The organism is Streptomyces sp. Act143 (assembly GCF_003143935.1).
Taxonomy (GTDB): Bacteria; Actinomycetota; Actinomycetes; order Streptomycetales; family Streptomycetaceae; genus Streptomyces.
The window spans coordinates 7765366-7779540 of the sequence record NZ_QFRX01000001.1; the positions used below are offsets into that span (position 1 = coordinate 7765366).

The 14175-nt window shown below is 70.5% G+C and carries 12 protein-coding genes; 7 read left to right on the forward strand and 5 right to left on the reverse strand.

Going from position 1 to position 14175, the window contains the following annotated elements; all coding sequences use genetic code 11:
* Window positions 1-75: 75 nt before the first annotated feature.
* Entirely contained in the window at window positions 76-750 is a 675-nt protein-coding gene (locus DI272_RS35450) for a DUF3043 domain-containing protein (RefSeq protein ID WP_109499268.1), read from the reverse strand.
* 206 nt (window positions 751-956) lie between these two features.
* Between DI272_RS35450 and DI272_RS35455 the strand changes: the two genes are divergently transcribed.
* The 5 genes from DI272_RS35455 (at window position 957) to DI272_RS35475 (ending at window position 7399) form a co-directional block, all read left to right on the forward strand.
* Window positions 957-1751, forward strand: a complete 795-nt coding sequence (locus tag DI272_RS35455; RefSeq protein WP_109499269.1) for a PspA/IM30 family protein — start codon at window positions 957-959, stop codon at window positions 1749-1751.
* 32 nt (window positions 1752-1783) lie between these two features.
* Entirely contained in the window at window positions 1784-2062 is a 279-nt protein-coding gene (locus tag DI272_RS35460; protein ID WP_109499270.1) for a hypothetical protein, read from the forward strand.
* 102 nt (window positions 2063-2164) lie between these two features.
* Window positions 2165-3385 carry a sensor histidine kinase gene (locus DI272_RS35465; RefSeq protein WP_109499271.1) on the forward strand — a complete coding sequence of 407 codons (1221 nt, stop codon included), beginning with the start codon at window positions 2165-2167 and terminating at the stop codon, window positions 3383-3385.
* An 88-nt stretch (window positions 3386-3473) separates the two neighbouring features.
* Window positions 3474-4157 (forward strand): response regulator transcription factor, encoded by a 684-nt coding sequence (locus DI272_RS35470; protein ID WP_109499272.1) that lies wholly within the window; start codon window positions 3474-3476, stop codon window positions 4155-4157.
* Between the two features lie 134 nt (window positions 4158-4291).
* Window positions 4292-7399 (forward strand): efflux RND transporter permease subunit, encoded by a 3108-nt coding sequence (locus DI272_RS35475; protein WP_109499273.1) that lies wholly within the window; start codon window positions 4292-4294, stop codon window positions 7397-7399.
* Between the two features lie 65 nt (window positions 7400-7464).
* On the opposite strand, the gene nadA is transcribed toward DI272_RS35475, so the two are convergent.
* Window positions 7465-8649, reverse strand: a complete 1185-nt coding sequence (gene nadA, locus DI272_RS35480) for a quinolinate synthase NadA (RefSeq protein ID WP_109501225.1) — start codon at window positions 8647-8649, stop codon at window positions 7465-7467.
* 279 nt (window positions 8650-8928) lie between these two features.
* Here nadA and erpA point away from each other — a divergent pair, with 279 nt between their 5' ends.
* Window positions 8929-9285 carry an iron-sulfur cluster insertion protein ErpA gene (erpA, locus tag DI272_RS35490; protein WP_109499275.1) on the forward strand — a complete coding sequence of 119 codons (357 nt, stop codon included), beginning with the start codon at window positions 8929-8931 and terminating at the stop codon, window positions 9283-9285.
* A 96-nt stretch (window positions 9286-9381) separates the two neighbouring features.
* On the opposite strand, the gene DI272_RS35495 is transcribed toward erpA, so the two are convergent.
* Window positions 9382-11064, reverse strand: a complete 1683-nt coding sequence (locus DI272_RS35495) for a hypothetical protein (protein WP_109499276.1) — start codon at window positions 11062-11064, stop codon at window positions 9382-9384.
* Between the two features lie 152 nt (window positions 11065-11216).
* Window positions 11217-11426 carry a hypothetical protein gene (locus DI272_RS35500; protein ID WP_109499277.1) on the reverse strand — a complete coding sequence of 70 codons (210 nt, stop codon included), beginning with the start codon at window positions 11424-11426 and terminating at the stop codon, window positions 11217-11219.
* A gap of 133 nt (window positions 11427-11559) precedes the next feature.
* Here DI272_RS35500 and DI272_RS35505 point away from each other — a divergent pair, with 133 nt between their 5' ends.
* Window positions 11560-12534 (forward strand): carbohydrate kinase family protein, encoded by a 975-nt coding sequence (locus DI272_RS35505; RefSeq protein ID WP_109499278.1) that lies wholly within the window; start codon window positions 11560-11562, stop codon window positions 12532-12534.
* 3 nt (window positions 12535-12537) lie between these two features.
* On the opposite strand, the gene DI272_RS35510 is transcribed toward DI272_RS35505, so the two are convergent.
* On the reverse strand, window positions 12538-13908 hold the full coding sequence (locus DI272_RS35510) for a cysteine desulfurase/sulfurtransferase TusA family protein (protein WP_109499279.1): 1371 nt from the start codon (window positions 13906-13908) through the stop codon (window positions 12538-12540).
* Window positions 13909-14175: the final 267 nt, after the last annotated feature.

A 14175-nucleotide genomic window follows, 5' to 3' on the forward strand; every position in this document is an offset into this window, starting at 1 on the left:
CCTGTCGTACGACGTCCCGCAGCCCGCCCAGCTTGTTCAGCCAGGCCTGTGCGCCCCCGGTGAACGGCGTTGTGCTCAGGGCCGCTCTCCGCGCTTGACCTGCGGCTTGGGCAGCCGGAGCCGGCGCATCTGGAGGGAGCGCATGAGGGCGTAGGCGACCGCGCCCTTCCGGCTCTGGTCCGGGAAGCGCTCGGCGAGCCGCTTCTTCAGGCGGAAGGCGGTGAGGATCGAGTCGAGCACGATCAGCACGATCACGACGAGCCACAGCAGCAGCGCGATGCTCTGCAGCGAGCCCACCTGCACCATGCTGAGCACGAGGATGACCACGGCCATCGGCAGGAAGAACTCCGCCACGTTGAACCGCGAGTCGACGAAGTCACGCGCGAACTTGCGGACCGGGCCCTTGTCGCGCGCGGGCAGGTATCGCTCGTCACCGCCGGCGAGCGCCTGACGCTGCTTCTCCAGCGCGGCGCGACGCTCCTCGCGCTGCCGCTTGGCGGCGTCCTTGCGCGTCATCGAGGTGTTGGCGACGCTGCGGCGCTGGGACTGGGCCTCACTGCGCTTGGGCGTGGGGCGGCCCTTGGGCGCCTGCGGATCGCGGGGCTGCTTGGAGTCGGTCACCGGGGCCTGGGCGGCGGTGGCCTTCTCTTCCTTGGTGGCACGGCTACGGAACACAAAACCCAAGGGTACGGGGTGCCCGGGGTTGGACCCCAGCCCGGTGGGGAACGATCCGGCAACACCAGACGTCATGTAGGGGGACAGAGGGGACGTCCGGTGACCGACGGCTCACCCTGAAGGTCACCTACTCCTCACGCCGGAGCAAGGCCTGGGGCAGTCGTCCTTGGGGATGAGCGCATCCGTCCCCGAACAGTGCGTCAATGGATGCAGGGCCCGTACTGTGGGTTCTGTCGCAGACCTGTGAGCTGGAGTCCGTCAGAAGGGGGCGCGCGAAGCCCATGAGCGGTGTCATGAAGCGTATGGGGATGATCTTCCGCGCGAAGGCGAACAAGGCCCTTGACCGGGCCGAGGACCCTCGCGAAACCCTCGATTACTCGTACCAGAAGCAGTTGGAGCTGCTCCAGAAGGTCCGCCGCGGGGTGGCCGACGTGGCCACGTCCCGCAAGCGCCTGGAACTCCAGCTCAACCAGCTGCAGTCGCAGTCCTCCAAGCTGGAGGACCAGGGCCGCAAGGCGCTCGCGCTCGGCCGTGAGGACCTCGCCCGTGAGGCGCTGTCCCGCCGGGCCGCCCTCCAGCAGCAGGTCACCGACCTCGAGACCCAGCACGCGACGCTCCAGGGCGAGGAGGAGAAGCTCACCCTGGCGGCCCAGCGACTCCAGGCCAAGGTCGACGCCTTCCGGACGAAGAAGGAGACCATCAAGGCCACCTACACCGCGGCCCAGGCCCAGACCCGGATCGGCGAGGCATTCTCCGGCATCTCCGAGGAGATGGGCGACGTCGGCATGGCGATCCAGCGGGCCGAGGACAAGACCGCCCAGCTGCAGGCTCGCGCGGGCGCGATCGACGAACTCCTCGCCTCCGGCGCTCTCGACGACCAGTCCGGCATGCACAAGGACGACATCCAGGCCGAGCTGGACCGGCTCTCCGGTGGTACGGATGTAGAGCTGGAACTGCAGCGCATGAAGGCGGAGCTGGCCGGAGGCACCTCCGGGCAGCAGGCCATCGAGGGTGGCACGAGCCAGTCGCAGTCCCAGCAGCAGCCGCAGGACACCCCGCGCTTCGACAAGCAGTGACCGACAGCGCGGCCCACGCCTAGGAGGGCGACGTGATCGTACGGATCATGGGGGAGGGGCAGGTGAGGCTGGCGGACAGCCACCTCACCGAGCTGAACAAGCTGGACGACGAGCTGTTGGCCGAGATGGAGAACGGCGACGGCCCCGGCTTCCGCCGCACCTTCGACGCCCTCCTGGCCAAGGTCAGGGAACTGGGCGAACCGCTCCCGGACGACTCCCTGGAACCCTCGGAACTGATCCTGCCGTCCCCGGACGCGACGCTGGAGGAGGTCCGGGAGATGCTCAGCGACGACGGACTGATTCCGGGGTGACCTCTCGACCAACCGAGTCTGGTGGAGGGTGGGCACAGGCCGGGGGTCCGAGGGCCGAGCCCCCAGGGACGTAAGCCCCGACCTACCCGTACCTTGTCAGACGTGAGTACCGTCGACCGCATCCGGCACCAGCTGAAGGCGCACCCCATGGCGCTGGACGCCATCCTCGCGGCCGGCGTCCTCGTCTGCATGGTGGCCGGCTCGTTCGTCGACCCGCACGGCCCCGACGGTGTCACCTGGGGCATCCGCACCCCGGACCCGCTCAGCCTCGTCCTCATCGCCCTCGGCGCCACCGCACTCGTCCTCCGCCGCCGCGCCCCCATCACGGTGCTCGCCCTCACCGGCACCTTCTCGGTCGTCGAGTGCGTCACCGGCGACCCCCGCGCCCCCGTCGCCATGGCCGCGGTCATCGCCCTCTACACGGTCGCCTCGGCCACCGACCGCCCCACCACCTGGCGCGTCGGCCTGCTCACCATGACGGTGCTGACCGCCGCCGCCATGCTCGGCGGCCCGCTGCCCTGGTACGCCCAGGAGAACCTCGCGATCTTCGCCTGGACCGGCATCGGCGCCACCGCGGGCGACGCCGTCCGCAGCCGCCGCGCCTTCGTGCAGGCCATCCAGGACCGTGCCGAGAAGGCCGAACGCACCCGCGAGGAGGAGGCCCGCCGCCGCGTCGCCGAGGAGCGCCTGCGGATCGCCCGTGACCTGCACGACGTCGTCGCCCACCACATCGCGCTGGTCAACGTCCAGGCGGGCGTGGCCGCGCACGTCATGGACAAGCGGCCCGACCAGGCCAAGGAGGCCCTCGCCCACGTCCGCGAGGCCAGCCGCTCCGCGCTCAACGAACTCCGGGCCACCGTCGGCCTCCTCAGACAGTCCGGCGACCCCGAGGCACCGACCGAGCCCGCTCCCGGCCTCGACCGGCTCGACGAACTCGTCGGCACCTTCCGCAGCGCCGGCCTCCAGGTGGAGGTCGCCCGCGCCGACGCCGGCACCGCCCTGCCCGCCGCCGTCGACCTGGCGGCCTACCGGGTCATCCAGGAAGCCCTCACCAACGTCCGCAAGCATGCCGGCGGTGAGGCGAAGGCCGAGGTCAGCGTGGTAAGCGTGGGGCCGAACATCGAGATCACCGTCCTCGACAACGGCGCCGGCGACGGCGACGGCCCCGTGGACAGCGGCGGACACGGCCTGCTCGGCATGCGGGAGCGTGTCACCGCCCTGCGCGGCACCCTCACCACCGGTCCCCGTTACGGCGGCGGCTTCCGCGTCCATGCGATCCTGCCGGTCAAAACCCGCGGTCGCGCGGCCGACGACACCGTATGACCGCCTGAATGCCGACGCCGCGGAACTCGGGCGCACCCCGCGGCAGTTGTCGTGACAGCAGCCCGCCCCCTGCCGCAGAGGACCCCGTATGACCATCCGCGTCCTGCTCGCCGACGACCAGGCCCTGCTCCGCAGCGCCTTCCGGGTGCTCGTGGACTCCGAGGCCGACATGGAGGTCGTGGGGGAGGCCTCGGACGGGGCGCAGGCGGTGCGGCTGGCCAAGGAGGAACGGGCCGACGTCGTCCTGATGGACATCCGGATGCCCGGCACGGACGGCCTCGCCGCCACCCGCATGATCAGCGAGGACCCCTCCTTGGCCCATGTCCGGGTGGTCATCCTGACGACCTTCGAGGTCGACGACTACGTGGTCCAGTCGCTGCGGGCCGGGGCCTCCGGCTTCCTCGGCAAGGGCAGTGAACCGGAGGAGCTGCTCAGCGCGATCCGGATCGCGGCCGACGGAGAGGCACTGCTGTCCCCGGCCGCCACCAAGGGCCTCATCGCCCGCTTCCTCGCCCAGGGCGACGGCGCCGACCAGGCCGCCGACCCCGCCCGCACCGCCCGCCTGGAGGCACTGACCGTCCGGGAGCGGGAGGTCCTCGTCCAGGTCGCCGGCGGGCACTCCAACGACGAGATCGCCGAGCGGCTCGAAGTCAGCCCGCTGACCGTGAAGACGCACGTCAACCGGGCCATGGCCAAGCTCGGCGCCCGGGACCGGGCGCAGCTGGTGGTGATCGCTTACGAGTCGGGGCTGGTACGTCCGAGGGTGGAGTGAGCTCCACTTGTCGTACTGCGGCCGGAGTATGCGCCGGACAAGGAAATGGACCTGGGGGCTACGGAACAGCGGTCTCACAGGACACAGGGTGTAGGGGCCGCTTCTGCCGCTCACAGAATTGAGATCCCTGACCCATGTCCTGGCTGTCGAGATTCAGCCTCGCGCAACGTGCCCTCATCGGCCTGATGTCCATCATCGCGCTCGCCTTCGGAGCGATCGCGATCCCCCAGCTCAAGCAGCAGTTGCTGCCGTCCATCGAGCTGCCCATGGTGTCCGTGCTGGCCCCCTACCAGGGCGCTTCCCCGGATGTCGTGGAAAAGCAGGTCGTGGAGCCCATCGAGGACAGCCTCGAAGCCGTCGACGGCATCGAGGGCGTCACCTCGACGGCCAGTGAGGGCAACGCCGTGATCATGGCGTCCTTCGACTACGGCCCGGACACCAAGCAGCTCGTCGCCGACGTCCAGCAGGCCGTCAACCGGGCCCGCGTCCAGCTCCCGGACTCCGTGGACCCGCAGGTCATCGCCGGTTCCACGGACGACATGCCGACCGTCGTCCTCGCCGTCACCTCCGACAAGGACCAGCAGGCCCTGGCCGACCAGCTCGACAAGACGGTCGTGCCGGAGCTGAAGTCCGTGGACGGCGTCGGCCAGGTCACCGTGGACGGCGTCCGTGACCTCCAGGTCACCGTCACGCCCGACGACGCGAAGCTCGCCAGGGCCGGTCTCACCTCGGCCGCCCTCGCCCAGGCCCTCCAGGCGGGCGGGGCGACCGTCCCGGCCGGCTCCTTCGACGAGGACGGAGCCAACCGCACCGTCCAGGTCGGCGGCGGTTTCACCTCCGTCGCGCAGATCCAGGACCTGATGGTGACCGGCCCCGCCGGGAAGAAGCCCGTACGCCTCGGGGACGTGGCCGACGTGCGGCAGGAGGAGGCCGCCGCCGACTCCATCACCCGCACCGACGGCAGGCCCAGCCTCGCCGTGATGGTCACCATGGACAAGGACGGCAGCGCGGTCTCCATCTCCGACGCCGTCGAGGACAAGCTGCCCGCGCTGCGCAAGGACCTCGGCAGCGGCTCCGAGATCACCGTCGTCAGCGACCAGGGCCCCGCGGTCGCCAAGGCCATCGAGGGCCTGACCACCGAGGGCGCGCTCGGCCTGCTCTTCGCGGTCCTCGTCATCCTGGTCTTCCTGGCGTCCGTCCGCTCCACCCTCGTCACCGCGGTGTCCATCCCGCTGTCGGTGGTGCTGGCGCTGATCGTGCTGTGGACGCGCGACCTGTCCCTGAACATGCTGACGCTGGGCGCGCTGACCATCGCCATCGGCCGGGTCGTCGACGACTCGATCGTGGTCCTGGAGAACATCAAGCGCCATCTCGGCTACGGCGAGGAGCGCCAGGACGCCATCCTCAAGGCGGTCCGCGAGGTGGCCGGAGCGGTCACCTCCTCCACCCTCACCACGGTCGCCGTGTTCCTGCCGATCGGCCTGGTCGGCGGCATGGTGGGCGAGCTGTTCGGCTCCTTCAGCCTCACCGTCACGGCCGCGCTGCTCGCGTCGCTCGTGGTCTCGCTGACGGTCGTCCCGGTCCTGTCGTACTGGTTCCTGCGCGCCCCGAAGAACACCCCCGAGGACGCGGAGGAGGCCCGCCGCCTCGCCGAGGAGAAGGAGGCGAGGAGCAGGCTCCAGCGGCTCTACGTCCCCGTCCTGCGGTTCGCCACCCGGCGGCGCCTGACCAGCGTGCTGATCGCGGTCGTCATCCTCATCGGCACGTTCGGCATGTCCGGGCTGCTGAAGACGAACTTCTTCGACCAGGGCGAGCAGGAAGTCCTCACCGTCAAGCAGGAGCTGAAGCCCGGCACCAGCCTGGCCGCCACCGACGAGCAGGCGAAGAAGGTCGAGCAGCTGCTCGCCGACACCAAGGGCGTCAAGGACTACCAGGTCACCATCGGCTCCTCCGGCTTCATGGCGGCCTTCGGCGGCGGCACCGACACCAACCAGGCCTCCTACTCGGTGATGCTGGACGACTCGGCCTCCTCCGACGACGTCCAGGACCGCATCGAGGCCGGCCTGAAGAAGCTCGACGGCATCGGCACGACGACCATCGCGGCCGGCGACGGTTTCGGCAGCCAGGACCTGAGCGTCGTCGTGAAGGCGGCCGACGCGAACGTGCTGCGCGAGGCGTCCGAGGAAGTACGCAAGACCGTCGCGGGCCTGGACGACGTCACCGACGTCACCAGCAACCTCGCGGAGAGCGTCCCGCGTATCTCGGTGAAGGCCAACTCCAGGGCCGCGGCGGCCGGTTTCGACGACCAGACGCTCGGCGCGGCCGTCGCCCAGGCGGTCAAGGGCACCACCGCCGCCAAGGCGGTCCTCGACGACACCGAGCGGGACGTCGTCATCAAGTCGGCGAAGCCCGCGCAGACCCTGGACGAACTCAGGAACCTGAAGCTCGGCCCGGTGAAGCTCGGTGACATCGCCACCGTCAAGCTGGTGGACGGCCCGGTCTCGATGACCCGGATCGACGGTCAGCGCGCCGCCACGATCACGGCGAAGCCGACCGGCGACAACACGGGCGCGGTGAGCCAGGACCTCACGTCCGAGCTCGACGCGCTGAAGCTCCCGGCGGGCGCCACGGCCGAGATCGGCGGGGTCACCTCCGACCAGGACTCCGCGTTCAAGAACCTGGGCCTGGCGATGCTCGCGGCGATCGCGATCGTCTTCATGCTGCTGGTGGCGACCTTCCGGTCGCTGGCCCAGCCGCTGATCCTGCTGGTCTCCATCCCGTTCGCGGCGACCGGCGCGATCGGCCTGCTGATCCTCACCGGCACCCCGATGGGCGTCCCCGCGATGATCGGCATGCTGATGCTCATCGGCATCGTGGTGACCAACGCGATCGTGCTGATCGACCTGATCAACCAGTACCGCAGGCAGGGCTACTCGACGGTCGACGCCGTCATCGAGGGCGGCCGGCACCGGCTGCGCCCCATCCTGATGACGGCCCTGGCGACGATCTTCGCCCTCCTCCCGATGGCGCTCGGCGTCACCGGCGAGGGCGGCTTCATCGCCCAGCCGCTGGCCGTGGTCGTGATCGGCGGCCTGATCACCTCGACGCTGCTGACCCTGCTCCTGGTCCCGACGCTCTACACGATGCTGGAGCTCCGCAAGGAGCGCCGCGCGAAGAAGCGGGCCCTGAAGCGGGAGAAGAAGGCGGAGGTGCCGGCCCAGCCGGAAACCGCGGGCGTGTGACGGTTCCTGAACCGAACAAGGGCGGCCGGGTCACCCGGCCGCCCTTGTCCCTGTTCCGGGAAGGGTTACGGCAGCGCCAGCATCCGCTCCAGCGCCAGCTTCGCGAACGCCTCGGTCTCCTTGTCGACCTCGATGCGGTTGACGAGGTTGCCCTCGGCGAGGGACTCCAGCGTCCACACCAGGTGGGGGAGGTCGATGCGGTTCATGGTCGAGCAGAAGCAGACCGTCTTGTCGAGGAAGACGATCTCCTTGCCCTCCGGCGCGAAACGGTTCGCGAGCCGGCGTACGAGATTCAGCTCGGTGCCGATGGCCCACTTGGAGCCCGCCGGAGCGGCCTCCAGCGCCTTGATGATGTACTCCGTCGAGCCGACGTAGTCCGCCGCGGCCACGACCTCGTGCTTGCACTCGGGGTGGACCAGGACGTTGACGCCCGGGATGCGTTCGCGCACGTCGTTGACCGAGTCCAGCGAGAACCGGCCGTGCACCGAGCAGTGGCCGCGCCACAGGATCATCTTGGCGGCGCGCAGCTCGTCGGCGGTCAGCCCGCCGTTCGGCTTGTGCGGGTTGTAGACGACACAGTCCTCCAGGGACATGCCCATGTTCCGGACGGCGGTGTTGCGTCCCAGGTGCTGGTCGGGGAGGAACAGCACCTTCTCGCCCTGCTCGAAGGCCCAGTCCAGGGCGCGCTCGGCATTCGACGACGTGCAGATCAGGCCGCCGTGCTTGCCGGTGAACGCCTTGATGTCGGCCGACGAGTTCATGTACGACACCGGCACGACCTGGTCGGCTATCCCGGCCTCGGTCAGCACGTCCCAGCACTCGGCGACCTGCTCGGCGGTGGCCATGTCGGCCATCGAACAGCCGGCGGCGAGGTCGGGGAGGACCACCTTCTGGTCGTCGGACGTCAGGATGTCCGCCGACTCCGCCATGAAGTGCACACCGCAGAACACGATGTACTCGGCCTCCGGGCGCGCGGCCGCGTCCCGGGCCAGCTTGAAGGAGTCGCCCGTGACGTCGGCGAACTGGACGACCTCGTCGCGCTGGTAGTGGTGGCCGAGGACGAAGACCTTGTCCCCGAGCTTCTCCTTGGCCGCGCGGGCCCGCTCCACCAGGTCCGGGTCGGACGGGGACGGCAGGTCGCCGGGGCATTCGACGCCCCGCTCACTCTTCGGGTCGGCTTCGCGGCCGAGCAGCAGCAGGGCGAGCGGAGTCGGCTGTACGTCGAGCTCCGGGGTCTGGGCGGTGGTCACGACACGCACCCTTTCTACTTTTCGTCGAACTGACGTTATCTATCATAACCCGGTTCACGTCACTTTGACGATGGTCATTGCGTCGATGTGACATGAATCCCGATCGGGAATCGAGGGGGAATACCGGCTGCCGGTCAGATGCGGCATTTTCGGCTGCCTGTCAGGTGTGCGAGCATGAAGAAGACGCCGTAAAGGCGGCGCCCGGCCCGGAATGAATCCGCGGCCTTGCCGGTTGCACCTGTCGGCAAGCAGTCTCCGTACAACCCGGGAGAGATGTAGATGTCCGTATCGGACGAGACCAGCACCGTCACCGACGGCATCATCCTGTCCGACGCCGCCGCGGCGAAGGTCAAGGCCCTGCTCGAGCAGGAAGGCCGTGACGACCTGGCCCTGCGCGTCGCCGTTCAGCCCGGCGGCTGCTCCGGCCTGCGCTACCAGCTCTTCTTCGACGAGCGTTCCCTCGACGGCGACGTCGTCAAGGACTTCGACGGCGTCAAGGTCGTCACCGACCGCATGAGCGCCCCCTACCTGGGCGGCGCGTCCATCGACTTCGTCGACACCATCGAGAAGCAGGGCTTCACGATCGACAACCCGAACGCGACGGGCTCCTGCGCCTGCGGCGACTCCTTCAGCTGAGCCCACACGCCCCGGCTGAAGAACTGAACACGCGCGAAGGCGGCGGCCCCCTCCGACAGGGCCGCCGCCTTCAGCCGCGCTCCGGGACGTCCGCGCCTACCGCGCCCCGGACGTCTCCGGCAGCCGCGCCCCCGCCTTCTCCAGCGGGATCTCCTTGCCGTCCGAGCCCACGACCTTGCGGTCGCCCAGCGGCTCGTCGAGCTGCACGCTCTGGTGGTACACCTTGGCGATCATGATGCAGACCTTGTCGGGCCAGGGCGTCTCGGTGACCGTGACGGTCACCGTGTCCGAGCTCTCGACGGCCGCCGTCCTGTAGTCGGCGCAGACGCCGCCCGTGAAGCTCACCGTCAGCTCGTTCCCGTCGGTGGTGTAGCCGTCCACCCGCACGTCCCGGGTGGCCGGTGCCGCGGTCGGCTCGTCGGAACCCGGCCCGGTCGGCCGCGGGCTCGGCGGGGCGGTCGGCTCGCCGCTCGGCTCCGAGGACGGCGTGGCCGAGGCGATGTACTTCGGGTCCACCGCCGGATACGTCACCGTGAAGGGGTCCTGCGCCCCGGCCGCCTTCACCTCGAACAACCAGGACGGCACCAGCGTCTGCCGCGCGTCCACGTACTGCGCGGCCAGCCCGAACACGGCCTTCTCGACGGTGATCGTGTCCTGCTTCGGAGGTACCGGAGTACCTGCCTCCGGCCCCCCGGACGAGGACCCGCACGGCGCCTCCAGCCGGTCCTTCAGCGGTACGGGACTGGCGCAGCCGCCGATCCCCATCCGATGGCCGTCCGCGGGCCGCCCGTTGAGCAGCTCCAGCGCCTTCTCCGCGCCCACGACCGGATACGTGTCCCCCTTCACCGGCGCCTTCAGCAGACCGCTGCCGCCGACCACCTCACCCTGCGCGCTGACGGTGACGCCGGTCGTCCAGCCGTGCGTCGGCAGCCCGCCGACCACCGGATCGGCGTTCACCACCCGCTGCGCCCCCATGACCTGGCTCGCGTCGGTCTTCGCGTCGTCCTGCCCGACCGCCTTCAGGATCGGCGCCGCCGCCTTCTCGGCGACGTCCTCGCTCACCGGGTCGCCGGCCGGGGCGGCGGGGTCGCCGGCGCACACGGTCTCGCTCTTGCAGTCGTCGGTGCCGGGCGCGTACCGGTGGAAGGTCCAGGTTCCCGGCGCGAGCTGGTTCACCTGGAGGCTCGGCCCGGCGGCGTCCTGCCCGCCGACCTTCCAGGCCTTGCCCTCCAGCACCGGCGTCCCGGTCACGCCGAGGGCGGCGGCCAGCCGGGCCACCTCGTCCTTGGTGACCTCGCCGGTCGCCCGGTACACGGGCGCGGAGTCCGGACCGTCCGGGAGTGTGCCGTCGGCCCGGTAGGTCACGCCGTACGGGTTGGGCTCTCCGGGGGCGATGCCGTTGGTGCCGCCGCCGTCGGTGTAGCCGTCCAGGTGCAGCGGCGGGGGAGTGCCGTCGCCGGGCGACCCGGAGGCCGTACCGCCGCCCGACCCGCCGGTCGCGGTGGCGGCGAGATACGCCCCGCCGCCCCCGACGAGCAGCACGGCGGCGGCGACGGCGGCGATGAGCGCGGGGGAGCGGCGCCGGGCGGGGTGCTCGTCCTCGTCGCCCTCCCGGGCCGCCGCGACGACCGGTTCCTGACCGTCCCCGGTCTCCCGGCCGGTCTCCTCGGCAGCCCCGGCTCCCTGCGAGGTGCCGGCCTCCTCGGCAGCCTCGTCGGCGCCCGTGTCCCTGCCGACGACCTCGGCGTCGTCGTCGTTGTCGGGTCGCTCGGTGTTCACCGCATCGCTCCTTCGGCCGCGCAGTTGTCCCTATGACCCTGACCCGGCCCTGTCAAAACGGCCGGCCGGAGGGTCGTATCCCGCATCCCCTTTACGGGGGACAGCGATGGGACGCAGCGGGGGAGCGCACGGTTCCCCTGGGAGCGCCTGTTTCAGTCGCCGTAGTCCGACATGGCGTCCAGCAGCCGGGCGGACTTCGTCGGCACCGTCACCCCGTGGATGAGCGAGGGGGAGACCGGGAGGGCGGCGACCCGGTCGGGGGCGGCCCAGTGCGGGACCATCCGGGCGCAGTCACCGCGCAGCGACGCGAGATCGCCGTCGAGGTCGGCCGGAGCGGGGGCAGGGGCCTTCAGGTTCGTCATGACGGCACCGTATGCACGTCGACGCCCGCGAAGAAAGATCTACTATCGGGTAGTTTTGGCTGCTTCAGAGCCCCGCGCGGACCGGGTAGCGTGAACTGTCAATCCAGTTTCTCCCCACAGGAGAGTCCACGCCGTGCGCATCGCAGTCACCGGCTCCATCGCCACCGACCACCTCATGACCTTCCCCGGCCGCTTCGCCGACCAGTTCGTCGCGGACCAGTTGCACACGGTCTCGCTCTCCTTCCTGGTCGACAACCTCGACGTCCGCCGCGGCGGCGTCGGCGCGAACATCGCCTTCGGCATGGGACAGCTGGGCACCGAGCCGATCCTGGTCGGCGCCGCGGGCTTCGACTTCGACGAGTACCGGGCATGGCTGGACCGCCACGGCGTCGACACCGCCTCGGTCCGCATCTCCGAGACCCTGCACACCGCCCGGTTCGTCTGCACCACCGACGCCGACCACAACCAGATCGGCTCCTTCTACACCGGCGCGATGAGCGAGGCCCGCCTCATCGAGCTCAAGACCGTCGCCGACCGCGTCGGCGGCCTCGACCTGGTCCTCATCGGCGCCGACGACCCCGAGGCGATGCTCCGCCACACGGAGGAGTGCCGCTCCCGCGCCATCCCCTTCGCCGCGGACTTCTCCCAGCAGATCGCCCGGATGAACGGCGACGAGATCCGGGTCCTGCTGGAGGGCGCCACGTACCTCTTCTCCAACGAGTACGAGAAGGGCCTCATCGAGTCCAAGACCGGCTGGACGGACGCCGAGATCCTCACGAAGGTCGGCCACCGGGTCACCACCCTCGGCTCGCGCGGCGTGCAAATCGAGAAGGCCGGCGAGGAGCCGATCGTCGTCGGCTGCCCGGAGGAGGACCGCAAGGCCGACCCGACCGGCGTCGGCGACGCCTTCCGCGCCGGGTTCCTGTCCGGCCTGGCCTGGGGCGTCTCGCTGGAGCGGGCGGCCCAGGTGGGCTGCATGCTGGCGACCCTCGTCATCGAGACCGTGGGCACGCAGGAGTACCAGCTGCGCCGCGGCCACTTCATGGAGCGCTTCACCAAGGCGTACGGCGACGAGGCCGCGGCCGAGGTCCAGAAGCACCTGGCGTAGGTCCTATGAGGTCCGGCGGACGAGGTAGGCAGTTCCCTGGTCCGCCGGCTCCTCACCCACGTACTCCTGCTCCCGCATCTCGCACCACGCGGGGATGTCGAGGCGTGCGGCCTCGTCGTCCGACAACACCCGGACCAGGCCGCCCACCGGCACCGCGCCGATCACCTTGGCGAGCTCGATGACCGGGACGGGGCAGCGCTTGCCGAGGGCGTCGACGAGGAGTTCGTCCTCGCGCACGACCCCGGCCGGCCCGGGCACGGGCGCGCCCAGCTTCTCCCGCACGCCGGTCACCACCCCCGGCAGCACGGCGAGGAACCTGTCGACGTCCTCCGCAGCCGTCCCCGCCGGCAACGACACCCGCACATTCCCCTCACTCAGCACCCCCATCGCCTTCAGCACATGGCTGGGCGTCAGCGTGCTGCTGGTGCAGGACGAACCGGAGGAGACCGAGAACCCCTCCCGGTCCAGCTCGTGCAGCAGTGTCTCCCCGTCGACATAGAGACAGGAGAAGGTGACGATCCCCGGCAGCCGCCGCTCCGGATCGCCCACCACCTCCACGTCCGCGACCAGCTCCGGCACCCGCGCCCGGATCCGCTCCGTCAGCTCCCGCAGCCGTACCGCCTCTTGGGCGGCCTCCGCACGCACGGCCCGCAGGGAGGCCGCCGCCGCGACGACCGCCGGGATGTTCTCGAAGCCGTATCCCCGTTCGTCCACGGGCCCTTGAGCCGCGAACCGCACCCCCTTGCGGACGACGAGCAGCCCGACTCCAGCGGGTCCGCCCCATTTGTGCGCGCTTCCGGTGAGCAACGACCACGCGCCCTCGACCGGCCCCCAGGCGAGTGACTGAGCCGCGTCCACCAGCAACGGCACCCCGGCGGCCTGACAGATGTCGGCAACGTCCGCGACCGGCTGCTCGGTGCCCACCTCATGGTTGGCCGACTGAAGACAGGCCAGCGCGGTGTCCGGCCGGAGTGCGGCGGCGTAGGCGGACGGATCGACGCGTCCCCCGCGGTCGACCGTCACCCGGGTGACCGAACCCCCCTCTTTCTCGTGCAGTTCGGCCGAATGGAGCACGGAGGAATGTTCAACCGCTGACACGATCAGGTGACGCCCGACGCGCCGCCGTCCACCCAACGCCCCCGCGATACCGGCGTGCACGGCCGCAGTACCGGACGGGGTGAACCTGAGCTCGTCCGCCCTGCACCCGACGCTTTCGGCAGCGGCCTCTCTCGCGGCATCCAGCAGCATCCGAGCCCTACGTCCTTCCCGGTACAACCGCGAAGGATCAGCCCACCCTTCCTCCAGAGAGGCCAACAGCGCCTGACGGGCAACGGGATGAAGAGGAGCACCGGAGGCGGCATCGAAGTAGGACATGCGGCAACGCTAGTACCGGCAGGGGCGCGCGGCTGTACCCATCAGCGGCTCCGCCGCGGGGCGCGATCGGCCCAAACCGACCCGCAGCCGCCAATCCAGCGAACCACCCTGCCCACTAGGCCCCCCTCCCCGCGACCCCCAAGAACGCGTCGGCTAGGGTTTGGTCCGCATAAACATCCAAACCCCTGCCCGACGCAGGGCGGCGACCGACCACCGAGTAAGGCAGGCCGCAGCCAATCCGCGCGGGCGAGACTCTCGGGAAGGCGC